Source organism: Sinorhizobium sp., from assembly GCF_059070375.1.
Map to the genome: position 1 here is coordinate 1,400,247 of NZ_JCACWC010000002.1, position 23,962 is coordinate 1,424,208.

The 23,962-nt window shown below is 62.8% G+C and carries 22 protein-coding genes; 14 read left to right on the top strand and 8 right to left on the bottom strand.

What is annotated here, in order from left to right:
* The first annotated feature begins 8 nt into the window (after window positions 1–8).
* The gene (locus AC5J09_RS11075; protein ID WP_324764419.1) at window positions 9–1,292 is read left to right on the top strand and encodes a CaiB/BaiF CoA transferase family protein; all 1,284 of its coding nucleotides are present in this window, start codon (window positions 9–11) and stop codon (window positions 1,290–1,292) included.
* A gap of 15 nt (window positions 1,293–1,307) precedes the next feature.
* Here the strand turns inward: AC5J09_RS11075 and AC5J09_RS11080 are convergent, their stop codons facing one another.
* Window positions 1,308–1,760 (bottom strand): YHS domain-containing (seleno)protein, encoded by a 453-nt coding sequence (locus tag AC5J09_RS11080; protein ID WP_324764418.1) that lies wholly within the window; start codon window positions 1,758–1,760, stop codon window positions 1,308–1,310.
* 211 nt (window positions 1,761–1,971) lie between these two features.
* Between AC5J09_RS11080 and AC5J09_RS11085 the strand changes: the two genes are divergently transcribed.
* Window positions 1,972–2,373, top strand: coding sequence for a thioredoxin family protein (locus AC5J09_RS11085; RefSeq protein WP_324764417.1), 402 nt, complete (start codon window positions 1,972–1,974; stop codon window positions 2,371–2,373).
* A 3-nt stretch (window positions 2,374–2,376) separates the two neighbouring features.
* Entirely contained in the window at window positions 2,377–3,096 is a 720-nt protein-coding gene (locus AC5J09_RS11090; protein ID WP_324764416.1) for a cytochrome c biogenesis CcdA family protein, read from the top strand.
* 211 nt (window positions 3,097–3,307) lie between these two features.
* Here the strand turns inward: AC5J09_RS11090 and AC5J09_RS11095 are convergent, their stop codons facing one another.
* Window positions 3,308–4,732: an aminotransferase-like domain-containing protein gene (locus AC5J09_RS11095; protein WP_324764415.1), complete on the bottom strand. Its 1,425-nt coding sequence runs from the start codon at window positions 4,730–4,732 to the stop codon at window positions 3,308–3,310.
* A gap of 81 nt (window positions 4,733–4,813) precedes the next feature.
* Here AC5J09_RS11095 and AC5J09_RS11100 point away from each other — a divergent pair, with 81 nt between their 5' ends.
* Together AC5J09_RS11100 and AC5J09_RS11105 are read left to right on the top strand one after the other, a co-directional pair.
* Window positions 4,814–5,674, top strand: a complete 861-nt coding sequence (locus AC5J09_RS11100) for a DMT family transporter (protein WP_324764414.1) — start codon at window positions 4,814–4,816, stop codon at window positions 5,672–5,674.
* Between the two features lie 187 nt (window positions 5,675–5,861).
* Window positions 5,862–6,392 (top strand): hypothetical protein, encoded by a 531-nt coding sequence (locus tag AC5J09_RS11105; RefSeq protein WP_494297678.1) that lies wholly within the window; start codon window positions 5,862–5,864, stop codon window positions 6,390–6,392.
* Window positions 6,393–6,415: 23 nt separating this feature from the next.
* On the opposite strand, the gene AC5J09_RS11110 is transcribed toward AC5J09_RS11105, so the two are convergent.
* A complete protein-coding gene (locus tag AC5J09_RS11110) occupies window positions 6,416–7,573 on the bottom strand; it encodes an RHE_PE00001 family protein (RefSeq protein ID WP_324764413.1) in 1,158 nt (385 codons plus the stop codon).
* A gap of 376 nt (window positions 7,574–7,949) precedes the next feature.
* Here AC5J09_RS11110 and AC5J09_RS11115 point away from each other — a divergent pair, with 376 nt between their 5' ends.
* Window positions 7,950–8,789: a glycosyl transferase gene (locus tag AC5J09_RS11115; protein ID WP_324764412.1), complete on the top strand. Its 840-nt coding sequence runs from the start codon at window positions 7,950–7,952 to the stop codon at window positions 8,787–8,789.
* Window positions 8,790–9,195: 406 nt separating this feature from the next.
* Here AC5J09_RS11115 and repC read toward each other — a convergent pair whose 3' ends face one another.
* From repC to repA, 3 genes are all read right to left on the bottom strand, one after another.
* The gene (gene repC, locus AC5J09_RS11120; RefSeq protein WP_324764612.1) at window positions 9,196–10,506 is read right to left on the bottom strand and encodes a plasmid replication protein RepC; all 1,311 of its coding nucleotides are present in this window, start codon (window positions 10,504–10,506) and stop codon (window positions 9,196–9,198) included.
* 155 nt (window positions 10,507–10,661) lie between these two features.
* Window positions 10,662–11,666, bottom strand: coding sequence for a plasmid partitioning protein RepB (gene repB, locus AC5J09_RS11125; protein ID WP_324764411.1), 1,005 nt, complete (start codon window positions 11,664–11,666; stop codon window positions 10,662–10,664).
* 3 nt (window positions 11,667–11,669) lie between these two features.
* Entirely contained in the window at window positions 11,670–12,863 is a 1,194-nt protein-coding gene (repA, locus tag AC5J09_RS11130; protein ID WP_375341903.1) for a plasmid partitioning protein RepA, read from the bottom strand.
* A gap of 370 nt (window positions 12,864–13,233) precedes the next feature.
* On the opposite strand from repA, the gene AC5J09_RS11135 reads away from it, so the two are divergent.
* From AC5J09_RS11135 to AC5J09_RS11145, 3 genes are all read left to right on the top strand, one after another.
* Window positions 13,234–13,422 (top strand): hypothetical protein, encoded by a 189-nt coding sequence (locus AC5J09_RS11135; protein WP_324764410.1) that lies wholly within the window; start codon window positions 13,234–13,236, stop codon window positions 13,420–13,422.
* Window positions 13,423–13,611: 189 nt separating this feature from the next.
* On the top strand, window positions 13,612–14,298 hold the full coding sequence (hutC, locus tag AC5J09_RS11140; protein WP_234835674.1) for a histidine utilization transcriptional repressor HutC: 687 nt from the start codon (window positions 13,612–13,614) through the stop codon (window positions 14,296–14,298).
* Window positions 14,299–14,416: 118 nt separating this feature from the next.
* Complete coding sequence (locus AC5J09_RS11145) at window positions 14,417–16,378, top strand: elongation factor G (protein ID WP_324764409.1); 1,962 nt, start codon at window positions 14,417–14,419, stop codon at window positions 16,376–16,378.
* Window positions 16,379–16,502: 124 nt separating this feature from the next.
* On the opposite strand, the gene AC5J09_RS11150 is transcribed toward AC5J09_RS11145, so the two are convergent.
* Entirely contained in the window at window positions 16,503–17,030 is a 528-nt protein-coding gene (locus AC5J09_RS11150; RefSeq protein ID WP_324764408.1) for a hypothetical protein, read from the bottom strand.
* 76 nt (window positions 17,031–17,106) lie between these two features.
* Window positions 17,107–17,934, bottom strand: coding sequence for an alpha/beta fold hydrolase (locus tag AC5J09_RS11155; RefSeq protein ID WP_324764407.1), 828 nt, complete (start codon window positions 17,932–17,934; stop codon window positions 17,107–17,109).
* 148 nt (window positions 17,935–18,082) lie between these two features.
* On the opposite strand from AC5J09_RS11155, the gene AC5J09_RS11160 reads away from it, so the two are divergent.
* The 5 genes from AC5J09_RS11160 to AC5J09_RS11180 all read left to right on the top strand — a co-directional run bounded on the left by AC5J09_RS11160 (window position 18,083) and on the right by AC5J09_RS11180 (window position 23,825).
* Entirely contained in the window at window positions 18,083–19,072 is a 990-nt protein-coding gene (locus AC5J09_RS11160; protein ID WP_324764406.1) for a GlxA family transcriptional regulator, read from the top strand.
* Between the two features lie 539 nt (window positions 19,073–19,611).
* On the top strand, window positions 19,612–20,010 hold the full coding sequence (locus tag AC5J09_RS11165; RefSeq protein WP_324764405.1) for a hypothetical protein: 399 nt from the start codon (window positions 19,612–19,614) through the stop codon (window positions 20,008–20,010).
* A gap of 273 nt (window positions 20,011–20,283) precedes the next feature.
* A complete protein-coding gene (locus AC5J09_RS11170) occupies window positions 20,284–21,228 on the top strand; it encodes a TAXI family TRAP transporter solute-binding subunit (RefSeq protein WP_324764611.1) in 945 nt (314 codons plus the stop codon).
* Window positions 21,229–21,339: 111 nt separating this feature from the next.
* Window positions 21,340–23,454 (top strand): TRAP transporter permease, encoded by a 2,115-nt coding sequence (locus tag AC5J09_RS11175; protein ID WP_324764404.1) that lies wholly within the window; start codon window positions 21,340–21,342, stop codon window positions 23,452–23,454.
* Window positions 23,451–23,825, top strand: a complete 375-nt coding sequence (locus AC5J09_RS11180; protein WP_102763796.1) for a DUF1850 domain-containing protein — start codon at window positions 23,451–23,453, stop codon at window positions 23,823–23,825. Before AC5J09_RS11175 ends, AC5J09_RS11180 begins: the two co-directional genes overlap by 4 nt.
* Window positions 23,826–23,962 lie beyond the last annotated feature (137 nt).

The following is a 23,962-nucleotide window of genomic DNA, read 5'->3' on the forward strand; positions in this document are numbered from 1 at the left end:
GGAGTTTTATGGTGGAACAGAGCAAAAAAGGCGCACTCGCCGGTATTCGGGTCCTCGATCTCTCGCGGATTCTCGCCGGGCCTACGGCGACGCAGTTGCTGGGCGATCTCGGCGCCGAGGTCATCAAGGTGGAGAGGCCGGTTTTCGGCGACGATACCCGGCGCTGGGGGCCTCCCTTCGTGCCCGGCGCGGAGGGAGCGGATAGCGACCTCAGCGCCTATTTCCTTTCCGCCAACCGCAACAAGAAATCGATTGCCATCGACATTACCGACAAGGCCCAGGTCGAACTCGTGAAAAAGCTCGTGGCGATCTCGGACGTCGTGATCGAGAACTACAAGCCGGGAGACCTCGCCCGCCGCGGCATCGGCTACGAGGATATGGCGCGCATCAAACCCGACCTCGTATGGTGCTCCATATCCGGTTTCGGCCAGACCGGCCCCTATCGGGACAGGACCGGATACGACTTCCTGATCCAGGCAATGGGCGGGATGATGAGCATTACCGGGCACCCGGACGAAGAGGGAGGGCAGCCCACGAAGGTCGGCGTGGGCATCGCCGACGTCATGTGCGGAATGTACGCCACGATCGGAATTCTGGCGGCGCTCCGGCATAAGGAGACGACGGGAGAGGGGCAATATATCGATCTTTCCCTCTACGACACCCAGGTCGCCTGGCTCATCAACGCCGCCACCAACCATCTCGTATCGGGCAAGCGACCCGAGCGGATCGGAAATGCCCACCCGAACATCGCCCCCTATCAGACATTTCCCACGGCCGATCGTGACCTCGCGGTGGCCGTCGGCAACGACGAGCAGTTCAAGCGCTTCTGCCGCGCCATCGGCCTGCCGGAACTGGGCTGCGACGCCCGCTTCCGCGCCAACTGCGACCGTGTCGAAAACCGGAACGACCTGGCGAAGATCATAACTGAAGCGCTCCGGGCGGATGGTGCGGACGTCTGGGTCGAGCGCCTTCTGAAGGCGGGCGTTCCCGCGGGGCAGGTCGCCGGTGTCGACGAAGTGCTCGCCGACCCGCACACATTGGCACGGGACATGGTCATCACCATGGAGCAGGAGGACGGGCGGCCGGTGCGTCTCCTCGGCAATCCGCTGAAGCTTTCCGCGACCCCGGTTGCCTACCAGCACCCTCCGCCGCATCTCGACCAGCATCGCGCCGAAATCATCGGACTGGTCGAAGGCAGCGACGTGGCCCACCGCGATGGGGGCGTGATCCGCGAAGCGAGGCCGTGCCCGCATCCCCGCGATATCGGTCCGGATCGGCGAACGGGCTCCTGAAAGCTCTCCTCCAGCCTATTGATCCTTGACCGCGGGCCAGTTCTGGTCCGCCTTGGAGATATAGCCCGCCTTGTCCTGACGCCAGGTATCCTGAATAGCCGCGTCGTAGTTCAGGTAGAGTTTCCCACCGACGATCGTGAATGCATGTGGCTCGGTGGGCGCCTTATAGCCGCGCGCGGTGCCGTAGGCGCAGTAGCCGCCGTATTGCGGCAGGTACTTCTCCGGTTCCGCTATGAAGAGCGTGCGGTTGCCCGCCGTCGCGAAATGGAAAGTCGCACCCTTGTAGGCAGCGTTGATTTCGGGCGAGCCCTTGGTTGGCCCGCCGGATGAGAAGTAGCTGACCGGATCGTAGCCCGAGATGGCCACGCCGTTCAGCTCGAAGATTTCCCCGGCCGCTGCGGGAGTAGCGGCAAGGGCGAGCGACAGGCAGGCGGCGGCAAAGGCGCGCGTGCAGTGGGAATTTGTCATGCGTATCCTCCTGAAATTCCGAGGATGAGACCAACGAAAGCCGCTTGCCGTTTCGCCGCCGCCGATCACGATCTTGTGTTCCTCCAAAGCGTAACGTTTCCCCGCCATGGCCTGTCGAATCCACCGAACGGCGCTTCGGGGCACCCCCCTCCCGAGCCGTCGCTCGGCAGCGGCCGCTTCGTGGGTAGCGGCTCATGAGAGGAGTTCAAAGATGAGAGCTTTCACACGCATGGCAGCGTTTGCCGGTACCGCATTCGTCACCCTTATCGCGGCGACCGCATTCGCGGGCGAACTGAAACCCTTCGAAACCACGGCTTTCGAGGCGGCGCAGCAGGCGGGTAACCCGATCGTCGTCGATATCTGGGCGAGCTGGTGCCCGACCTGCGCCGCCCAGGAACCAATTGTCGAAAAGCTCGCCGCATCGCCCGATTTCTCGGAAGTAACGGTCTTCAAGGTGGATTTCGACAAGCAGAAGGACGTCGTGCAGGCGCTCGGTGCACAGCGCCAGTCGACGCTGATCGCCTTCAAGGGAGCTTCCGAGACGGCCCGCTCGGTCGGCGATACCGACCCGGCCTCGATCGAGACATTGTTCAGATCGGCATTCACGAACTGAACTATGATTTCAACGCTGATTTTCGCGACGATCGCAGGGGTGCTTTCCATCCTGTCGCCCTGCGTTCTTCCACTGGTACCTATCGTGCTCGCGACCGCCATCGGCAAGCACCGCTACGGCCATCTTGCACTTGCGGCAGGGCTGGCCGGCTCCTTCGTGGCGATCGGGATGTTCGTCGCCTTGCTCGGCTTCGGTATCGGGCTCGACCTCGACTTTTTCCGCTCGTTCGGCGCATTGCTGATGATCGGCCTTGGCGTCGTCCTCATCCTTCCCTCGATGCAGGTCCGGTTCGCTACGGCAGCGGGACCGATCGGCAATTGGACCGAGCGCCGCTTCGGTGGTCAACAGGGCGATGGCTGGAGAGGCCAATTCGTCGTCGGCCTTTTGCTCGGCACCGTCTGGAGCCCCTGCGTCGGTCCGACCCTCGGCGCCGCGTCACTGATGGCAGCGCGGGGCGAGAACCTCACTCAGGTCTTCCTGACCATGGCCGCCTTCGGTCTTGGGGCCGCCGCGCCGCTATTGCTCCTCGGCCAGCTGTCGCGTGAGGTCCTCAACCGCTGGCGGGACCGGATGCTGGGCTTTGGCAAGGTCGCAAAAGCCGTATTCGGCGCCGTGTTGCTGGTGATCGGGATCGCCATCCTGACAGGCGTGGACAAGCAGCTGGAGGCCGCGCTGGTCGAGGCTTCCCCGGCCTGGCTCACGAGCCTGACCACGCGTTTCTGACAGGGGCCTCCACGGTTTCTCCGGTGCAGGCATCGGGGTGGCGGGCTAAGGCCTGTTGAGATCTGGCCACCCCAGCGGCTTGTTTGATTTCCTCATTCCTGTGCTTGTCACAGGAACGAGGAAAGGTTGCAGGCCCCCGAAAAGTTTCCTACAGCGCCGCGCGTCTTACGAGACGCAACAGGCCTTAGAACGGGCCTGGAATGATCGTGATCTACGCAGCGGCCATGAGTGCTGCAAGCTCGCGAAAAAGCCGCTCGTCTTCCGACTGGGCGACATTGAAGCGCAAAAAGCCGCTGGCCGTCTGCGTATGACTGAAGACATTGCCCGGTGCGAGCACGATGCCTCTGGCGAGCGCTTGCCTCGCGAGCTTGGCGGCATCGATGCCATCGGGCAGCCGGCACCAGAGGAACATGCCCGCCTGCGGCTCGATCCAGGGCGTGATGCCGATCCGGGCGAGTCTTCGGGCAGTCTCGGCCAGCGCCCCTGCCAGGCGCTGACGCACCGTCTCCATGTGCTTGCGATAGCTGCCGTCTTTCAGGAGCGTCAGCACCAGTTCGGAGGAGAAGCCGGCGGCGCCGAAGCACGTGGCGATCTTGAGGTCGGTCAACGCCTCCACCCATTCGCGAGGTGCCACGATGAAGCCGCAGCGCACCGCCGCCGAAAGCGTTTTCGAGAAGCTGCCTATGTGCACCACCCTTTCGAGCCCGTCGAAAGCCGCAAGGCGCGGCGCCGGCGTCTCTTCGAAATCGGCGAAGATATCGTCCTCGATGATCGTCAGCCCGGCCTGCTCCGCAAGCTTGAGCAGACGATGGCCGACGAGCGGCGACAGCATTGCGCCGGTCGGGTTGTGAATGGCGGAATTGGTGATGTAGAGCCGCGGTTTGTGTTCTGCGAGCGCTTCGGCGAAGCGGCCGATGTCCGGCCCGCCGGGCGTATAGGGAACACCGACGATTTTTGCCTGATGCGCCCTGAGGAGTGCGTGGAAATTGAAATAACACGGATCGTCGACGAGCACTGCATCCCCCGGCTTCAGCAGGAAACGGCAAAGCAGATCGATCGCCTGCGTGCCGGATTCGGTGAGCAATATCTGATCGGGCGACGCCTCTATGCCGTGCTGCGCCACGCGCCGTGCCAGAAGCTGACGCAGCGGCAGCAATCCGAGTGGCGAACCATAGTCGACGAGCGTGGCGGCGCCGCCGCGGGCGATGCCCCGCAACGCCCGCCGTAGTCCTTCCTCCGGCATCCAGTGCGGCGGCAGCCAGCCGCAGCCGGGCCTGAGTACCCCCTCCCCCGGCTCAAGGGCCTGGCGCGAGATCCACAGGGGATCGACGGCCCGGTCCACGCGCGGGCCGATCTCGGCAAGCGTGAGCGGCGCGAGCGGCGCCGCTACGAAGAAGCCCGAGCCCGGCCGCGAGCGGATCACACCTTCGGCCTGAAGGCGCTCATAGGCCTCGACCACCGTGGACTTGGAGACTTTCATCGTCAAAGCGAAGGAACGGATGGATGGGAGCCTCGCGCCGGGCGTCAAACTCCGCGCCGCTATCCGGTGCTTCACCGTGCCCATCACCCTGGCGATCAGGCTTTCGCCAGCGGCACTCGTCGCTTTCAGCTGCATCCGTACTGGGCCTTTCTCCATGACAGTTCTTCTCAACTGTACCCTACTGTCTCTGGAACGGCCAGCGATCCAGCCCGATACCGGAGAAAAAGGAGCATAGGTATGAACAAGGCAGCGAACGGCTGGATGAGCGGTTTGATCGGCGTCGTGATCTTCAGCGGCTCGTTGCCGGCGACCCGCGTCGCAGTGATGGACTTCGACCCCATCTTCCTGACCGTGGCACGGGCGACGATCGCTGGAATTCTCGCCTTCTGCCTGCTCTTCGCGTTCCGAGAAAGACGGCCTGCCCGCGGAGACCTCGCATCGCTGGCCGTGATCTCGCTCGGCGTCGTCGTCGGTTTCCCGCTTCTGACGGCGCTTGCGCTGCGTCACGTGACCTCCGCCCATTCCATCGTCTTCATCGGCCTTCTGCCGCTTGCGACGGCGATTTTCGGCGTGCTTCGCGGCGGCGAGCGTCCACGCCCCACCTTCTGGGTGTTCTCCGGCCTCGGCAGCGCGATCGTCGTCGGCTTCGCGGCACGGCAGGGCTTTTCCGCCTCGCCGATCGGGGATCTCCTGATGCTCGCTGCCATTGTCGCGTGCGGGCTCGGTTACGCGGAGGGTGCGAAGCTGTCGCGCAGGCTCGGCGGCTGGCAGGTCATTTCCTGGGCCCTCGTCCTCTCCCTTCCGATCATGACGGCCCTGATGCTCGCCACCATGCCGTCGAGTCTTGCGGGCCTGAGCGCCGCTTCCTGGCTCGGCTTCGGATACGTCTCCGTCTTCAGCATGCTCATCGGCTTCATCTTCTGGTATCGCGGCCTGGCGCTGGGAGGGATAGTGGCGGTCGGCCAGTTGCAATTGCTGCAGCCCTTCTTCGGTCTTGCGTTGGCTTCGACATTGCTCGGCGAATCCGTGAGCTGGGGCATGCTCGCCGCGACGGTCGCCATCGTCGCCTGCGTTGCCGGCGCAAGAAAATTCGCCTGACCTCCGGCGACCGTTCCTCAAGTCAGCCGGCGTCTGCCCGCCGCGACCGATCGGTGATACTGTTGCGATAACGGCCCGCCGGAACCTTCGCAGCCATCCGCCGTTTCATTCGGACCGGTCGCTCCACGCGTCTGCGGGAGACCGCGTGCCTTTCCTCACTCCGCTCCAGAACGGGAGGCTTATGACGATGATGCGGCGGACGATATCCCAATTCGTGCTTGCGGGGCTCGTGCTCGTCGGGGGGATACTTCCCTTGGAGACGAGCGCTGCCCCGGCCGACGAGGTCGCCTTTCTCAATTCGCTCGAGGGCCGATGGACCGGCGGCGGCACGGTGCTGCTTCGCATCGACCGAGGACCGATCAATGTTTCGTGCAATTTCAGCTCGGATGCGACCGGTACCGTCCTCGCCATGAGAGGAACCTGCCGCGGCCTGCTCGTGGTGTCACGCTCGATCAGCGCGGATCTGCGATCCGACGGCACCCGCTATACCGGCATCTATGTCGGCCCGAGAGGCGGGCGGTCCGCCTTGTCCGGGAGCCGCCGCGGCAACGCCATCAATCTCAGCGTCACCTGGGCAAGGGAAGTCAACGGCGATCGCAAGGCGACGCTCATCGTGCAGAAACGCGGCGAGAACGGAATGCGCCTCAGTACTGTCGACGTGGATCCGGCGACAGGAAAACGCGTGGTGACGAGCGAGCTCAATCTGCGGCGGAGCTGAAGCGGCCGTTTCCCCTCGCTCTTTCAGAGCACGCCCCAGCCGCGATAGCGCCCCCTGCCCGTCATTTCGCGCACCCCGAGTTCGCGCACAAGATTGAGGGCGCCGCGCGGCGTGACCCCGAGATGGCGCGCGATCAGAGGTGCGGAGACGATCGGTCGCGACAGAACAAGATCGATCAGGCCCGGGAGATTGCTGTTCGATCGGCGGTCTTTGATCCGCATTTCCATCTGCGTCCTGGCGAGCGACAGACGGTCGAGTTCCTTCATGCCGAGTTCGGCCGCCGCGGACATCGCCTCCAGAAAACCGGTGAGACGCGTCAGCCGGTCCTTTGAGCGTCGACGCTCGTGGCGGATCGTCTTCAAGCCCGTATTATAGGCGAGCACGTGCGAACCGACCTTGCCGCGAAATCGAAGATAGGCGCCGACCAGAAGCGAGCCGAGCCAGTGTTGCCGACGCAACGGCTCGATGCGCTCCCATGCATCGAAAAGAACGGCAGCCCCAAGCGCGGCGGGCAGTTGGTCGGCAACCGGCAGCACGGCGCGCCACGCGTCGAGCCGGGCGGCCTCATCCCAGTCGTCATCGAAAAGCAGGCCGAGTTGGCCCGTCGGCTCCACTCTCGGCGACTGCGTTTCGATTGCGGGCTGTTCCGCCATGGCCGCGCTTCCAGCATGAATGTCCAGCAGCCGCGCGGACCGGGCAATCGCCGCATCGATCTCGGCGAATGCGTCGGAAAGGGAGCTGTCCATCGGACCGTCCGCCATGTCGGGCGCATCCGTTTCGCCCGGATCGTCCCGGAAAGCCGAAGTGTCGGGGGAGTCATGCCTGACGGCCGGACCCGCCTCGCCGCGCAACGCGCTCAGCCCGGGCGGCGACAAGGCCCAGTCGGCATCGGCCAAATCCAATCGTCGCCGCGCCCTCACAACCGCGTGCGCGATGGTCAGCTCGTGCGACGGAGCGCGCGCGTCCATATGCGAATCGTGTAGAACCAGGTCCTCGACATGGACCAGTTCACCGGCGACCCAAAGGGCCGCCGCCGCGTCGAAAAACTGACCGCGCTCCCGAAAGCCCTCGGCGACGGCATGACGCCCTGCCCGCTCGTCGAGCCGGGCGAGCCCGTCTTCGGCGGCAATCAGGACCGGCAGCAGCGCCGGATCGAGCGGATCAGGGATCTCATATCTCATTTTGAAAGCAAAGCGTTGGCGGTGAAACGGAAGGTAACACGCGCCTTCGTTCCGGCACAGCTATTCGAAGGTTTTCCACCCCTATTGTGCTCCGCTCACATCTGTTCCCCGCACGCCGTCCACGAGGACGCTTGCGCGCCGGCGGCGTTGATCTTAAGACCGGCCTAAGACCAACCAACTTGATGGAGTTGACAGCTGTCAACTCCGGGCCGGCATGGCGGAGCGCCCTTGATCTCGGGGCGACCGACGCCTCCCGGAACTCCAGAACGTAACGGCTGTCTGCACAGCGGGAGAGTTCCCGACTGGAGCAAGTCGCCCCTCGGCAAAGCTCAGCTGTGCGGATGCGCCGTTAGACACAAGGAAAAGGCAAGCGTCTATGGTATCCGATATTCTCGCCGCTTCCGGCGGCGTCAAGCAGGTAATCTGTATAAATTGGGGAACGAAATACGGCGCACCTTTCGTGAACCGCCTCTTCGCGATGGTCGCCCGCAACATCACGCCGCCTTTCACCTTCACCTGTTTTACCGACAATAGGGAAGGCCTTCGGTCGGAAATACTCTGCGAGGACCTTCCGCTGCTCGATGTCGAGATGCCGGTGAATACCAAGGGAATTTGGCCCAAAGCGCGCCTGTGGGGGCCGGAACTCGGCAGCCTCAAGGGACCGGTACTCTTTCTCGACCTCGATCTGGTGGTCGTCGGATCACTCGACGCGTTTTTCGAGATCGGCGGTCCCAACGATATCGTGATGACCCGCAATCAGACGACGCCGCTTGAGCGTCTCGGGCAGACGTCGCTGTTCCGCTTCCCTGTCGGAAAGCTGGTCCCATTGCAGGAGAAGTTCCGCGCCGACCCGCAACAGGTGGCGGACGAATATGAATTCGAGCAACGCTTCGTGACGCGCAACGCGCCAGGAGGGGCGAAATTCTTCCCGCGGCGTTTCGTTCTGCATTTCCGCCAGGATTGTCGGCGGCCATTCCCCTTGAACTACTTCCTGCCGCCACAGCTGCCGGCGGATGCACGCGTGGTTATTTTTCCGCGTGGTCTGCTGCCGCAACATGCGATAGACGGTCAGTTCGGCTACAAGGGGCGGGTGGCGACGCCGATCGATCATATTCGGGGGCTCTTCTCTCCAGACAGAAGAGAAAAGAGCCCGTTCCGCTACCTCCGGCACTATATTCTCCCGAGCCCGTGGGTCGCGGAACACTGGCGCGAGTGAGCGGCAAAGTTCATACTGTTGACAGCTGTCAACTGCGGAAACGGCAGCAGGGATCGACACCTGAATATCGTCGGTTGCGATGCTTCCGAATTGGTTGGCCGCCCGCACGACGTTCAATCGACCGGAGAATAGGGGAGGTGGTTGGCCGCCGTCGTAGCGGTCACCAAACCTCGAAATAAGGGTGTCCGCGTGACGGAACTGATTGGCGGTTTAGCTTCCGCATTGCCGGTTTATCGCCTTTTTCGCCAATGCCTTACGATAAAAGCAAAATTGTTAAGAAACAGACACCAAAGCGGAAATCAAAACGCATGCGAATCCCGAGCTGAGGAGAGTTTCCCCTATCTGGAGCGTCAAGGCAACCGCCAGTGGCCGGCGTCGCAAGCCTGAGTTCGCTGAGCGAGAGGCGTCAACGAGCAAGCGGCATGTTTGGCCCTCGCGCGCGCCTCAGTGCAGCGACCATCGGAGCAACCGAGAAAGACTGGCGCCGCGCTCTCGCGGTAAGAACCCGAAGATAGCCGCCGGGCGAACTTATGCAATCGGCTCTCTCCAGGATACAGGCGATGACGGTCGCAGCATTTTCCTGGCCGAGGACCGTGCACGCATCGTCATAGGCATCCGTGCTCACGTTCAGCATGGTCCTGACGACGATTGCAGCGGTCAGCAGTTCCTTCCAGGTCGTTATACGGCCCTGTGGTCCGTAATCGGTGATCTGCGGGCAAGCGGATAGGAGGACGGGCAGGGGAATTTCCCGGTCGAGGCGGAAGATCGGCAGAGATGGAGGCGCCGGGCCGACAGGGGTCTGCGCATCGACATAGGTCGAGACCTCCGAGAGCTTCGCCTTCGATGTTACAGGAACTACATTGCAGCTTCGGGCGCTTGCCGAAAATTTCCCCGACCCTTTTCCCAAGCCAGGTTCAGATTCAAATTGAGAGTCTGGATGTGAATTCTGTATGTGCTGCCCATTATGGCGATCATTGGCATCCATTTTTTCCGAATTAAGTAGTTTTTCCAATCGATTGGACAGATCGGCGCGAATTTCCGCCATAGCGTCGTGCAGGGCCTCGACGTCGCTGACCGATGCCTTGCGCGAGAGAGGCGCGGACAATTCTTCATATCGCCGCTGCTGCTGCTCCCAGCCGGCTGGCACGCCTGATTCACGAAGGAGCTCGAGCAGCTTGGCGATGTCGCGCCGGCAGAGGCTCAGCCTTTCGCGCATCTGACGGTGATGCTGTTTGGCCGCGGCAAGTTCGGCAGCGGCGGTTTTGAACTCATCGGCCCGGGCCACCAGTGGGGAGAGGTCGAATCCGAAGGCTTCGTCTACCGCACCACTGCGGCTCCTTCGAGCGTAACGCTTACCATTCGGGCTGTCGCGCCGCAGGATCAGACCCGATTCCACGAGGCATGCAAGATGCCGGCGGAGCGTGGTGCCCGCCATTCCGTGGGTTCGGAGCGAGAGCTGCGCATTGGAGGGGAAAACGACGAGTCCATTTTCGCCCGAGAGCTCGGCTCCTGGGTAGAAGCTCAAAAGGGCGTTCAACACTGCAAGCGAACGATCGGACACGCCGATCACCGTCTTCGCTTCACAGAGAGAACGGAACAATTTCCACTTGTCCACCGACCGGTCCGGCGGGACGTTGCCGGCGGCGATCTGACTTGCGAGCATGCCAAGCGTCATCGCCCGCCGCCCAAAGGGCGTCGTCACACTTCCACGTTCCATTTTCTTCACCTTTTCCAAGGCAAAAGAAATTCGTTCGCCGAAACGACGTCAAAAATGCTTGACACTGATTCGCGGAAATGGGATTCTCTAGTTGCTACACGAGAGAAGGGTTTCCGCAGCGCTAGTCGTTCGGAAGCCTTTTTCTTTTGCTCTGTTTAGTCTCCTGTTTCCCGTTGATATTCGAGGTAGAGCGCTTCAAGCCTCTTCCTCACGAATTCTGCAAAGCCCGGAGCCGCCTTCTTGCTGAAGGCCAGCGTCGTTTCCGCATCCGTTTCACGAATTCGCACGGCGCGGCTCTTGTCCGGAGCGATCCAGGTTTCCGCCCTTGAAGGCTTTCTGGCGAGGCTCAGCAAGGCGAACAGCTTTTCGAAACGCTGATCGCTCTCCAGCGCCTTGAACTCGGGCGCATCGATGAAATCCAATGCCTTCGGACGCCAGTCATCGCGATCGATGAGATCGGCGAGTTCGATCCATCGCCTCCTGCCGAAACCCGGCGCGGCACCGATGGCTTCGATGATCTCCAACGGCAATCGGCGGACGACGGCGATCATCTTGGAGAGCGCCGCCTTGTCGACTCCGAGGGCCGACATGATCGTGTCCCGCGAGAAGCCGCGATCTTCAAGACGCGTTGCGAATAAGGCCCGCTCTATGAAGGAGAGGTCGGTGCGGGCGTTGTTTTCCTGCCCCTGGGAGATGACGAGCTGCTCGTCGTTCAGGTTCCGGATGACCGCCTTGACCTTGGTGCCGATCTCCCGCAACGCCGCAAGCCGCCTGTGGCCGTAGGCGACCTGATATCGGCCGCTCTCCGCCGGATGCGGCCGTACGAGGATCGGAACCTGTTGTCCGTGGTCCCGGATCTGCTGAACCAGCATGGCCTGAACCTCGGGGGCGACACCCAGCCTATCGATGATGAAAGAGGAATCGATCAGCTCCGGGTCCAGTTCGACGATCGCGTGCCCCTCGGCAAGCTGGCGCTCCAATTCCTCCGCCCGTTCGACCTTCTGGGTGATGTTCGAAAGGGATCTGGTGATGCCGCCGACGAGGCCATTGGAGCGCTGGGCGGGCGCAAGGCCCGCGATCGGACGACCGACGGCCGGACGCTCCCCGTCTTCGGAGGTGAGGGGGCTGTCGGAAATGCCGATCAGGTTCTTGCGGGCCATCGGTTACTTCCTCCCCCAGACCCTGCGGATCATCTCTTCGATCTCTGCATTGACGAGGGAGAGCGAATCCATCGCCCGATCGTAGGTACCGCGTATGAATTGCGAGCGCTCCACCTCATAGAGCGTCTGCTTGGTCACGCCGGCGTCGGAAATCGCGGTCGATTTCACCATCGCGTTCTGCAGCATGCGGTTACCGAAGATCGCGCGCATGAAACCGGTCATCTGACTCTGCGGTCCGTCGTTCGGCTCGAAACGCGTGACCAGATAGCGCATCCAGTCATAGCTGGTGCGCCCGCCGGCGTTCTCGACAACGGCCATGAGCTCGCTCGTCATCGACAGGAACTGGGACATCGACATGACGTCGAGCATCTGCGGGTGCACGGTGATGAGCACGGAGGTCGCCGCGCAAAGCGCCGACATGGTCAGGAAGCCGAGCTGCGGCGGGCAGTCGATGACGACGATGTCGTAGAAGCTCTCGATCTCGGAAAGCACCTCGCCGATCCGCGCGAAGAACATGGTCTCGGTGGAGCCCGCGATCATCGCCTTCGGAGTCTCGTGCTCGAATTCCATGAGTTCGAGATTGCCCGGAATGAGGTGAAGATTGGCGGTATAGGTCGATCGAACCACCTCCGCGACCGGCCGGGGGGCCTCATAGCGTATGGCGCCGTAAAGTGTCTCCCCTTCGCCGACGTCGAGTTCCGGCTGATGACCGAAGAGGGCGGAGAGGGAGGCCTGTGGATCGAGATCGATCGCCAGCACCCGATAGCCGCGCAAGGCGAGATACTGCGCGAGGTGAGCGGATGTCGTCGTCTTGCCTGAACCGCCTTTGAAATTCATGACGGAGATGACTTGCAGCTTTTCGCCTGGTCGGCGATGCGGAATATATTTGCCGGTCTTGCTGCCTTCGTCGAGAACCCGGCGGATACGGTCGATGTCCTCCATCGCATACATGCGGCGGCCGTTTGACAGCGGCTGCGGGCCATGGCCTTCTGAGGCGATCTGGCGCAGATAGCCTTCGCCGATTCCGATGAAGGCCGCTGCCTCTGCCGGACTGAAGAGCCGCATCGTCTTTTGCGCCGACGGAGAAAAGATCTTCTTCTGATGTTCCTGCAACTGGTGTGCGAGTTCCTGAGCGTCGGCAGACAAGAGCGACGGCAAATGCTCCTGCTCCTCAAGACTCTGGATTCTCTGTTGCAACATTCCTATTCTCCAAAAACTGCGCAAAATTCCCCAATGGGAGCTGATCTGCGCAGTTATACTATGCGCCGATTCGTTGCCATTTTACAAACGCTTAACAAAAAGCTCGGTTGTGCTGCCGGAGCGCTGCAGTTTTGTCATCCGGCAGTTCATTGGTTGTCCGCGGACAACTCGCAAGCAGTCCAGCCGGACCGATCCGGCCGACATTGGCGTTGGCGAAGCGTCGCGCATCCGAGCGGTCGCGCAAATCTCCTCCTGACGGTGCAACCGCCACGGGGTCGCTATAGATCATAATTTTAGTAGACTATTGACAGCGGACCGGATTGTGACAGGATCGAGCGCGGCAGGTCGGATAAGAGAAGGATAAGGCATGTTCTATCTCGGCGGAATGACCCTCGGCTACCTCGTTCCACCTCGGCGCACCGGCGTGGCCCGCAAACCCGCGGCCAGCAAGGAGCCGGCGAACGACCGTCCCGACCGGGAGAACGCGCTGTGTGACGGCGAAGTGGATCGGGAGTGGGCTCGAGCCTTCCTGGCGCCGTGGCACCTCTTCTATTGAAACGCCTCTGTCGCAAGTCCTTCTCTTGAAGAGACGATGCGTCGGGAAACATGCGGGAGGGCTGTCGTCTTGGCGCGAAATGGGTAAGGTACGGGGTCGTTTACGAGCGAGGGTCCCGCCATTTCCAGCAATCGTGCCTACACCGAAGAAAAACGTCAGGAACAGCCTCAGTCACTGCATCAGAAAATTCTGAGCGAGGTCGAGGGCCACATTCTTTCCGGCGACTGGCCGCCGGGGTACCGCATTCCTTTCGAGCACGAACTCACGGAGCAATACGGCTGTTCGCGAATGACCGTGAACAAGGCCCTGAGCGAACTCGTGAAGCGGGGACTGATCGAGCGGCGGCGCAAGTCCGGAAGCTATGTCAGCTTTCCGCAGGTCCAATCCGCGGTGATGGAGATTCACGACGTCAAGCGAGAGGTGCAGTCCCTCGGACTCGACTACGCCTACCGTCTCGGCGAGCGAGCGGTGCGCAAGATGCGTGCCGGCGATGAGGGGCGCATCGATCTGCCTCTCTCGTCCCGGCTTCTCGATGTCACCTGCCGCCATTTTGCCGGCGGCCGGGTTTTCTGCCTCGAGGAGCGGTTGATCAATCTTTCGGCGGTGCCGGAAGCCGAGACCGAGACCTTCGAGACCGCTGCCCCGGGCTCGTGGCTGCTCGGTAAGGTGCCCTGGAGCACCGCGGAACATCGCATCAGGGCCGTCGCGGCGAGCCGCCCGACGGCCCAGGCGCTCGAAGTGGCGGTCGGCGCGGCCTGTCTCGTCATCGAGCGACGGACCTGGAGCGGCGGCGTACCGGTCACCAGCGTGCTGCTCACCTATCCCGGAGATCGCCACGAGCTCATTGCGGAGTTCGCGCCGAGCGCGCCCGCATAGACCGCGTCAATTCCTGCTAACGCGCAATTTTTGCAAGAAAAAGCACCAATCTCTGGCGCTTTGGCTCGTCGAAGGGCATCCTGTCTGCAGTGTCATCCTGGCAGAGGGAGGAACGCCGATGCGCTGCTTTACTGTACTCGGTCCTTCGCAGATCGGAAAATCCACGCTCGTGGAGAGGGTGGGCTCGCTGGGAGGCGAGCCGAAAAAATCAGTTACGCCATATGGACTGGGCCTCACCGAATTCGAATTTGGCGGCGAGGCTTGGTGTGCCCTCGACGTTCCCGGCAATAACGAGGCCCTGGCGCATGCGCAGCATGCGCTGCTCGCGAGCGACGCATGTGTTCTCTGTGTTTCGCCGATACTGGACGAGGCGGTTCTCGCCGCCCCTTACTTGCGCATGATCGAGGCGTCCGGCACGCCTTGCATCCTCTTCATCAACCGCATGGACGAGCCGCGAGGGCGCATAAGGGACATCGTCGCCGCCCTGCAGGATTTCTGCAGCCGCCCGCTCATCCTGCGGCAGATTCCCATCCGCGACGGCGACAGGATCATCGGCAGCTGCGATCTGATTTCGGAGCGGGCCTGGCGCTATCGCGAGGGACAGCCGTCCTCTCTCTTCGAGATCCCCGAAAGCGCGGTGGAGCGCGAACACGAGGCACGCGCGGAGCTTCTCGAGCACCTCTCGGAATTCGACGATTGGCTGCTGGAAGAGCTCATCGAGGACCGCGAGCCGGCCAGCGACGCGATCTATTCGATCTCGACACGGGTTCTGAACGAAAACAAGATCATTCCGGTGCTCCTCGGCTCCGCCGGCCACGGCAACGGTCTGATGCGGCTGATGAAGGCGCTCCGCCACGAGGCGCCGCGCGCTGAGGCGCTGAGAAAGCGCCTTGCCGCGGGTGCCGGCGTCGACGAGGCGACGCTCCTCGCAGTCAGTTTCCATGCCCATTATCGCCAGAGCGTCGGCAAGACGGTTCTTGCCCGCGCTCTCCAGAACGGAGTGAAGCAGGGGGCGACGCTCGGCGGCGGAAGTCTCGGCGCTCTGCAGGATCCCGCAAGCGGCCGGCCCATCGGTTCGGGCGTGACCGAGGCGGGCCAGCTCTTCGGAGCGGTCAAATCCGACCACCTGCCGGTCCCCTCGCTGTTGACGGCCGGTGCGGCCCTCGCTCCGCCCGACTGGACGAACCCTCCGAACCCCATGCTCGAGCGGATACTGGTGCCGGCGAGCGAACGCGACGAGACCAAGCTCTCCGAGACCCTTGCGAAACTCGCCGAGACAGATCGCGGCCTGAAGGTGATGCAGGAGGAGGGGACAGGGGCGCAGCTCGTTTGCGCCCAAGGCCCGGTGCATCTGCGCGAAGTCTGCAGGACGTTGTCGGACGTCTTCCATGTCGAGGTGAGCGACCGGCCCCCGAGCCCGATCTACCGGGAGACCGTTTCGAAGTCCTCGGACGTTCATTACCGCCATCGCAAGCAGACCGGCGGGGCCGGGCAATTCGCGGATGTGAAGCTCAGCGTCCATCCGAACGGGCGAGGCGACGGATTTTCCTTTGCCGAGACAGTCAAGGGCGGTGCCGTGCCGCGCAATTACATCCCTGCGGTCGAGGCGGGCGCACGCGAGGCGATGGAGAAGGGACCCCTCGGCTTCAAGGTCATCGATGTCGGCGTGCTGCTCACCGACGGCCAGCACCATTCGGTCGACAGCTCGGAATATGCGTTCCGCACGGCCGGCAAGCTTGGCGTCCGGCAGGCGCTGTCGCAGGCCGCCTCCGTCCTGATGCAGCCGGTCTTTCGCGTCGAAATCCATGTCCCGTCGGTCTATTCGGGCAGTCTCGTGCCGATCGTTGCCTCGTTGAAGGGCCAGGTGCTGGGCTTCGATCGGGACGAAGCGGCGAAAGGCTGGGATATCTTCCGCGCCCTTCTACCCGGCAGCGCGCTCGACGACCTGGCGCGCTCGCTCAGATCCGCCACCCAGGGCATCGGCTATTTTTCCAAGAGTTTCGATCATTTCGAGGAACTCTACGGCAAGGAAGCCCAGGCGATCGTCACCGCTCACGGAGCGCCGGCCAACGAGCATTGACCGACAGCACGAAGCGCGCCGTATCGATACGGCGCTTGTTGGGTCATCCCCGGCCTGGAGCGTTCAGCGTTTCCTTGAAACACCGAACGCTCCAACTGAAACTACGCCTGCCGACGGAAAACCGCTACGCACTTTTCCTGGATCTCGGGCGCACGGGCAGCGGCAATGCCGCCCGTCGCGACCCGATGACCGCAGTTGCGCCGAGCACCATGCCTGCCGTCAGCAACAGGGCTTGCGCAGCGACGAAGGGCGCCTCGGTTTGCGTCGGCGCCAGCGGCTGCAGCACCGGAACCTTGAGGAAGCTCTGCACGATAAGAACGAAGAGGTTGAGATAGAGCGCGAATGTCGCGCTCACCACATAGGCCGGCCGCGCCCAGCCGCGGAGCGTCAAGGCATAAAGCGCGGCAAAGGCGATGACGAGGGTGAGGACGGAAATCGCTCCGACCACCAGTGCGGGCGTGATCCCGCTGAAGGGAAAGAGGAAGCCGGTGATGCTGGTGGCCGCGGTGGTGACGAGGAAAACTGCGTGCCAATGGCCGAGCCAGCGGCCGGCGGCGAGCGCCGGCAGGGCGACGAGGCCGGTTCCGATTCCGATCAGACTGACGGCGACGTGCACGGCGAGAAGGGTCTCGATGGACATTCCGGGGATCATGGCGCATCTCCTGGAGGCAGGGGGACGAAGCTGGGGGGAGGGCGACGGCACCGCCGCCGCCCCGCCGGCGTTGAAATCAAGCTTCGATGAATTCGAGCAGGTCGGCGTTGAAGCGGTCCTGATAGGTCTGCGTCAGGCCATGGTCGGCACCCTCGTAAACCTTCAGCACGGCATGTTTGACGATCTTGACGGTCGAAAGCGCCGAGGCGCCGATCGGCACGATCTGGTCGTCGTCGCCGTGGAGGACCAGGGTCGGCTTGTCGAACTTCGCCAGGTCGGCATTGAAGTCGCTTTCCGAGAAGGCGCGGATGCTGTCGAGCTGGCCCTTGAGGCCGCCCTTCATGCCCTGCAGCCAGAAGCTCTCGCGGATTCCCTCCGAGATGACGGCACCCTCGCGGTTGTAGCCGTAAAAGGGGATCGTCAGATCCCTGAAGAATTGCGAGCGGTCGTCGTAGGTGCCCTTGCGAATGCCATCGAAGACGTCGATCGGCAGGCCGCCGGGGTTGGCCTCGGTTTTCAGCATGAGCGGCGGCACCGCGCCGATCAGCGCCACCTTCGCCACGCGCCCGGTGGCGTGCCGGCCGACGTAGCGGGTAACCTCGCCGCCGCCTGTCGAATGCCCGACAAGGATCACGTTCCGCAAGTCCAGCGCCTCGATCAGTTCGGCAAGGTCGTCGGCGTACTGGTCCATGGTGTTGTTGTCCCACACCTGGTCCGAGCGGCCGTGGCTGCGGCGGTCGTGGGCGATGACGCGGTAGCCCTTGTTTGCAAAGAAGACCATCTGCGCATCCCATACGTCGGCCGTGAGCGGCCAGCCATGGGAGAAGAGGATGGGTTGAGCATTGCGCGAGCCCCAGTCCTTGTAGAAGATGCGGGTGCCGTCCCTGGTGGTGATCGTAGCCATTTTCTTCATCCTTTCAGCGGGTTGGAAGACTGCCGGGTGGGGTGCCGTACTTGCCGCGCCCCGTGCTTGAAGATTTAGGCCGATTGCGAAATGATCGGGATTGGCGGATCGGACATTAGGCGGGCCGAAACCGACAAAGAGGGGCGACATGGCGAATGGACGAGCACTGCCAGCGAGAGCCGAGATCGGCCTCATGCTTTATCCGGGTTGCCAGATGGCGATGGTCCACGGCATGACGGATCTCATCGGCATAGCCGGTCAATTCTCCGCCGAGCGCGGCGGACCGGTGGCGCGAGTCAGTCATTGGCGGCTTCAGGACGACGACTGTCTTGCACGATGTTTCGACACCCATCCCGAACTCGGGTCCCGGCAGGCGCCGGAGATCCTGCTTGTCCCAGGCCGGCTGACGGGACCGATGGAAGCAGAGGAGGCAGCGCCCTATGCGCGCTGGCTGCTCGACCGGCATGCCCAGGGGGCGACGCTGGCATCGACTTGCGGCGGGACTTTCGTGCTTGCGGCGACGGGCCTGCTCAAGGGTCGCCCGGCGACGACGCACTGGCTGTTCGCCAATGCCTTCCGCGATCGTTTCCCCGACGTCCGGCTCGATCCGGACAAGATCGTCATCGAGGACGGGGACCTCATCACAGCCGGCGGCCTCATGGCGTGGACGGACCTCGGCATGCGCCTCGTGGACCGCCTGTTCGGTCCGACGGTGACGGTCGAGACCGGGCGCTTCCTGCTCATCGATCCGGCCGGACGCGAGCAGCGGCACTATTCCAGCTTTTCGCCGCGTCTCAATCACGGTGACGAGGCGATCCTCAAGGTGCAGCATTGGCTGCAGGCGCGCGAGGCCCGCGCCGTCAGCGTCGCGGAGATGGCCAAAGTGGTGGCGATGGAGGAGCGCACGTTCCTGCGCCGTTTCAAGGCGGCGACCGGTATGAAGCCGATCGAATATGCGCAGCATTTGCGCGTCGGCAAGGCGCGTGAGCTCCTGGAGTTCACCAAACGCTCGGTCGAACAAATTGCCTGGACCGTCGGCTATGAGGATGCTGCGGCTTTCCGCAAGCTGTTCCATCGCATCGTCGGGCTGTCGCCGGGCGACTACCGGCACCGTTTCGCCGTAGCGGCTGCCGGATAAACTGCGCGGAGGACGGCGTCGCTTCTTTCGCGCCCGCGGCTGCGGAACAAATTTTCGTCTGAAGAATTAACAGGTGTCGCTTCTGTCCCCCAGCGACATTCAGGACCCCAACCTGTTGCAGTGCCCGCGTCATCCCCTGCGCGGGCACTCGCATGTCTGCGAAACTATTCCCCGCCCGCCCTCGGTTGACGACGCAAGCGGGACCCCGCAAAGCGGCGAGGCCCCGCCTCAAGTGTCGCTGAAAAGATCTAGGTCCTTGTATAGGTGGGAAGCCAGGAAGCTAGAGTGCCATCCGCGCCCATCTATAGGACCTTGGTCCGACCCCCTAAGGGCAAAGGTCCTAGGCCCGTTGCCAGCTGAGTCTCAGGGTACATATTGCAGCATTCGCGCCGCGGGAGCCCGGAGCGGAACAGTGTGCGGTCTGCCGCCGCCATGTCTGCTCTGGCTCCTTGCACGATCACGTTCCATGATTTTGGGTCGACGGGGCCTAAAGTCATCGTGATCTCGGCAGGGGAACAACTCAACGATGGATCTCTCCCATGGCATTGTCGAACTACGGACGGAACAACACTGTCTCTGAAACCTGTTTCAGGACGCTCACCCACCCGTTGACGAACCTGATCTGCATTATCGTGGCCGTGTCGATCGCCGTTTTCGCGAGCGTACCGACAGGCATTCCCCCATACGTGCTCGCGCCGATCGGCTTCATGCTGGTGATCCTGATCGACCCTGCAGAAATTGCATCTAGATTGAAGGCGCGCTCCGCAAGACGGGACGCCACGGTTGGCCGCTCGGAATCGGCCGCCGGAGGCTGGCAGGCCAGGGGAGACGGTTGGAGCCTGACATTCCAACGCAAACACGGCCTGACGAGAGGAGCGGCTCGGTCGAATATCGCCGCCGCTGCAAGGGGACGCGCGGCCGATAGCTGCCGCCGCTGAAATCCTACCTAAACGCCAAGCGCCGCGCGTCGCCGGACGCGCGGCGCTTGCGCAGGAATTTGTCCGAAGCCAGCGGAAGGCGGATTGTCGCCGATTGCTGCGGGGCACCGGCAAGATCCGCCTGCATCGGCGAAGTTGTCGATTGCGCTTCCACAAAATCAATCATTTAGAGTTAGCCGAACTCTTGCTAGTGTAACGCCGCGGCCCCTTTCCGGAGGAACGGTCTTCCGCGCCAGATTTGAATGATTGGGAGGAATCTCTGTGAATCGAACATTGAAACGCGCCGCCATCGCGGCGATCGCAAGTGCGTCCCTCGCCCTTTCCGCGGCTTCGACAGGCGCAGCCGAGTTCATCAACGTCCTGACTGGCGGCACTTCCGGGGTGTACTACCCGCTCGGCGTCGCGCTTTCGAAGATATATGGCGATGAGATCGAGGGCGTACGCACGCAGGTGCAGGCGACCAAGGCTTCGGTCGAGAACCTCAACCTCTTGCAGCAGGGGCGCGGCGAGATCGCCTTTTCGCTCGGCGATTCGGTCAAGCTTGCCTGGGAAGGCAATACGGATGCCGGTTTCAAGGCACCGCTCGACAAGCTGCGCGGTATCGCCGCCATCTATCCGAACTATATCCAGATCATGGCGTCGAAGGAGTCGGGCATCAAGACCGTCGCCGATCTCAAGGGCAAGAGCCTTTCCGTCGGCGCACCGAAGTCGGGCACGGAATTGAATGCCAGGGCGATCCTCGGCGCCGCAGGCATGAGTTATGACGACCTCGGCAAGACCGAATACCTGCCCTTCGCCGAATCGGTGGAGCTGATGAAGAACCGGCAGCTCGATGCGACGCTGCAGTCGGCCGGCCTCGGCGTCTCTTCGTTCAAGGATCTGGCGACGTCGCTCGACGTGCAGATGGTCGCAGTCCCCGAAGAGATCGCCACCAAGCTCGGCGCGCCCTACATCGCCGCGACCGTCCCCGCCGGCACCTACCAGGGGCAGGACAGCGATGTGCAGACGGTCGCCGTCGTCAACTTTCTCGTCACCCATTCGGAGGTTTCCGACGAAACCGCCTATCAGATGACGAAGCAGCTCTTCGAGAACATCCCCGCCCTGACGGCGGCTCACAAGGCGGCGGAGAATATCCGCATCGAGGATGCGCTCAAGGGAATGCCTATTCCTCTGCATCCGGGGGCGGAGCGTTACTACAAGGAAAAGGGTCTGCTCTGACCCATGTCGCCCGAAACCGTAAAGCGGTTTCAAAGCGACAGGCAGACACCCTGAAGCGCGTCGCGGAATTCGGTTGAATGCGACGGGCTTCAGGAATTCAGGGGAGGAATCATGATCCACAATACCAATGAACAAAGCGCAACTGCGTCGGCCGAACTGCACCGGCACGACGCGTTGACCCGGGCGTTTCCGGCGACATGGGACGGACGGATCCTGTTTGCCATCGCGCTTGCCTTTTCAGTGTTCCAGATCGCCACCGCGGCGCATCTCGTCGATTTCGCGAGCCAGATCGTGCGCGTGGTGCATGTCGGCTTTGTCACGGTTCTCGTCTTTCCCCTGTTGGCGACGCTCGCAGGCCACGGCACGGTTGCAAAAATCATCGCCTGGAGTCTTGCTTTCCTTGGCGCGGCGGTCGCCTTTTACCAGTGTTACGAATATGCGGAACTCTTGGTGCGTGCCGGCGATCCACTGCCGCGCGACATCGTCTTCGGGGTCGTCGCGCTCGCCGTCGTCTTTGCCGCAGCCTGGGCGCTGATGGGGCCGGCTCTGCCGATCATTTCCGGCGTGTTCCTGGCCTATTGCCTTTTGGGTGAGTATCTGCCGCCGCCGTTCGATCACCGCGGCTACGACTTTTCGCAGGTGATCGACCATATGGCCTATGGCACGGAAGGCATCTACGGCATCCCGACCTTCGTCTCCTCGACCTATATTTTCCTTTTCATCCTGTTTGGCGCCTTCCTCGAAAAAGCCGGCATGATCCGGCTCTTCAACGATGTCTCGTTGAGTTTCGTCGGCGACAGGCGCGGCGGACCCGCGAAGGTCGCGATCATTTCTTCGGGCCTGATGGGCACCATTTCGGGTTCCGGCGTCGCGAATGTGGTCACGACCGGGCAGTTCACCATCCCGCTGATGAAAAAGTTCGGCTATCGAGCGGCCTTTGCAGGCGGCGTCGAGGCAACGGCCTCGATGGGCGGGCAGATCATGCCGCCTGTCATGGGCGCGGTCGCCTTCATCATGGCCGAGACGCTCGGCGTCGAATATTACGAGATCGTCAAGGCGGCGGTCATACCGGCGATCCTCTATTTCGCTTCCGCCTTCTGGATGGTCCATCTCGAAGCCGGCAAGTACGGGCTGCTCGGCCTGCCCAAGGACCAGCTGCCTTCGGCCAAGGCGGCAATCCTCGAACAATGGCATCTGATCCTGCCGCTCGCCGCGCTCGTCTGGCTGCTGTTCTCCGGCTATACGCCGCTTTTTGCCGGTACGGTCGGCCTGGCCTTCACCGGCCTTCTGATCCTGGGCAGTTCGCTCGCGCTCGGCCTTCCCGCCGGTGTCATACGCATCATCTTCTGGGTCGGCCTCGGCCTCGTGGCGGCCGCCTTCTTCCAGTTCGGCATCGGCGTGATCGTCGCAGCGCTGGCGCTGCTGATTGCCGCCAACGCCTTGCTGAAAGGCGGCCGGGAGACCCTGGTGATATGTCGCGACGCCCTTGCCGAAGGGGCCAAGACGGCCCTTCCGGTGGCGATCGCCTGCGCGCTCGTCGGCGTGATCATCGGTACGATGACGCTGACCGGAGCGGCCAATACCTTCGGCCAGTTCATCGTCTCAGTCGGAGGCAAAAGCCTGTTTCTGTCGCTGCTTCTGACCATGGTCACCTGCCTCGTGCTCGGCATGGGCATACCGACGATCCCGAACTACATCATCACCTCGTCGATCGCCGGGCCCGCGCTTCTGGAACTCGGGGTACCGCTTATCGTCAGCCACATGTTCGTCTTCTATTTCGGGATTCTTGCCGATCTGACGCCACCGGTGGCGCTTGCCTGCTTCGCGGCAGCACCGATCGCGCGGGAAAGCGGGCTGAAGATCTCGATCCAGGCGATCAAGGTGGCGGCGGCCGGTTTCGTCATCCCGTTCATGGCCGTTTATTCGCCGGCGCTGATGCTGCAGGATGGCGGCGCGATGGCCGCATCGGTGGGCTATCCGGCTGCCGTCGCCTATATCGTCGTCAAGACCGGTCTGGCGATCGCGCTCTGGGGTGCCGCCGTGGTGGGCTTCGCCGCAGTCCGGCTCGGGGTTTTCGAGCGGGTGCTCGCGGCCGCGGCCGCCTTCACGTTGCTGGCGGCGCTGCCGATCACCGATGAAGTCGGCTTTGCACTCTCCGCGCTCTTCGCCTTCGTGATCTGGCGGCGCGCCCGCCAGGCTGGCCGGCAGACGGCGAAACCGGCATGAGCGCGCTTGCCTGCATCATCGGCGGCAAGGCTGTCGCCGTTGCTGCGGGTGTCTTCACCCTCGGCTGGACCCATTCGGTCGAGAAGACCGAATGGCAGGAGCGTTGGGCCGTCACGGCCGAGGGTCTCGTTCTCGAGGAGGCGCGCGTGCAGGGTTCGGGTGCGGGAATGGAGCCGGGAGACAATGCCCGTCGCCAGGGCCGCTGGTGGGTCTGGACGCCCGACCTGCCGCCGCTTCCCGAGCTGGTCCTGGCCGCCTCCGGAGCGACCGTCTCCGGCTGGACGCTTTGCGACGCCGGCGGCTGCCGCGAACTCGCGGCGCAAAGCCGGGAACCAATCGTCCTGCGGCCATGCGATGGCCCAAAGCCATAATGGCCGATGCCGATCTGGCGGCACCGGTTGAAGGCTCATCGGAAAAGTCCGGCGCGCTTATGAAATGTTATTACATAACTTTTTGTTGACGAGCGTAATAACATAACATATTGAACCCCTATGCAGCGGCGTCGCGT

Excerpts from the sequence above, each read along its gene's own strand:
- AC5J09_RS11075 (WP_324764419.1), top strand. The coding sequence starts at position 9 with ATGGTGGAACAGAGCAAAAAAGGCGCACTCGCCGGTATTCGGGTCCTC.
- AC5J09_RS11080 (WP_324764418.1), bottom strand. The coding sequence starts at position 1,760 with ATGACAAATTCCCACTGCACGCGCGCCTTTGCCGCCGCCTGCCTGTCG.
- AC5J09_RS11085 (WP_324764417.1), top strand. The coding sequence starts at position 1,972 with ATGAGAGCTTTCACACGCATGGCAGCGTTTGCCGGTACCGCATTCGTC.
- AC5J09_RS11090 (WP_324764416.1), top strand. The coding sequence starts at position 2,377 with ATGATTTCAACGCTGATTTTCGCGACGATCGCAGGGGTGCTTTCCATC.
- AC5J09_RS11095 (WP_324764415.1), bottom strand. The coding sequence starts at position 4,732 with ATGGAGAAAGGCCCAGTACGGATGCAGCTGAAAGCGACGAGTGCCGCT.
- AC5J09_RS11100 (WP_324764414.1), top strand. The coding sequence starts at position 4,814 with ATGAACAAGGCAGCGAACGGCTGGATGAGCGGTTTGATCGGCGTCGTG.
- AC5J09_RS11105 (WP_494297678.1), top strand. The coding sequence starts at position 5,862 with ATGATGCGGCGGACGATATCCCAATTCGTGCTTGCGGGGCTCGTGCTC.
- AC5J09_RS11110 (WP_324764413.1), bottom strand. The coding sequence starts at position 7,573 with ATGAGATATGAGATCCCTGATCCGCTCGATCCGGCGCTGCTGCCGGTC.
- AC5J09_RS11115 (WP_324764412.1), top strand. The coding sequence starts at position 7,950 with ATGGTATCCGATATTCTCGCCGCTTCCGGCGGCGTCAAGCAGGTAATC.
- repC (WP_324764612.1), bottom strand. The coding sequence starts at position 10,506 with ATGGAACGTGGAAGTGTGACGACGCCCTTTGGGCGGCGGGCGATGACG.
- repB (WP_324764411.1), bottom strand. The coding sequence starts at position 11,666 with ATGGCCCGCAAGAACCTGATCGGCATTTCCGACAGCCCCCTCACCTCC.
- AC5J09_RS11135 (WP_324764410.1), top strand. The coding sequence starts at position 13,234 with ATGTTCTATCTCGGCGGAATGACCCTCGGCTACCTCGTTCCACCTCGG.
- AC5J09_RS11145 (WP_324764409.1), top strand. The coding sequence starts at position 14,417 with ATGCGCTGCTTTACTGTACTCGGTCCTTCGCAGATCGGAAAATCCACG.
- AC5J09_RS11150 (WP_324764408.1), bottom strand. The coding sequence starts at position 17,030 with ATGATCCCCGGAATGTCCATCGAGACCCTTCTCGCCGTGCACGTCGCC.
- AC5J09_RS11155 (WP_324764407.1), bottom strand. The coding sequence starts at position 17,934 with ATGGCTACGATCACCACCAGGGACGGCACCCGCATCTTCTACAAGGAC.
- AC5J09_RS11160 (WP_324764406.1), top strand. The coding sequence starts at position 18,083 with ATGGCGAATGGACGAGCACTGCCAGCGAGAGCCGAGATCGGCCTCATG.
- AC5J09_RS11165 (WP_324764405.1), top strand. The coding sequence starts at position 19,612 with ATGGCATTGTCGAACTACGGACGGAACAACACTGTCTCTGAAACCTGT.
- AC5J09_RS11175 (WP_324764404.1), top strand. The coding sequence starts at position 21,340 with ATGATCCACAATACCAATGAACAAAGCGCAACTGCGTCGGCCGAACTG.
- AC5J09_RS11180 (WP_102763796.1), top strand. The coding sequence starts at position 23,451 with ATGAGCGCGCTTGCCTGCATCATCGGCGGCAAGGCTGTCGCCGTTGCT.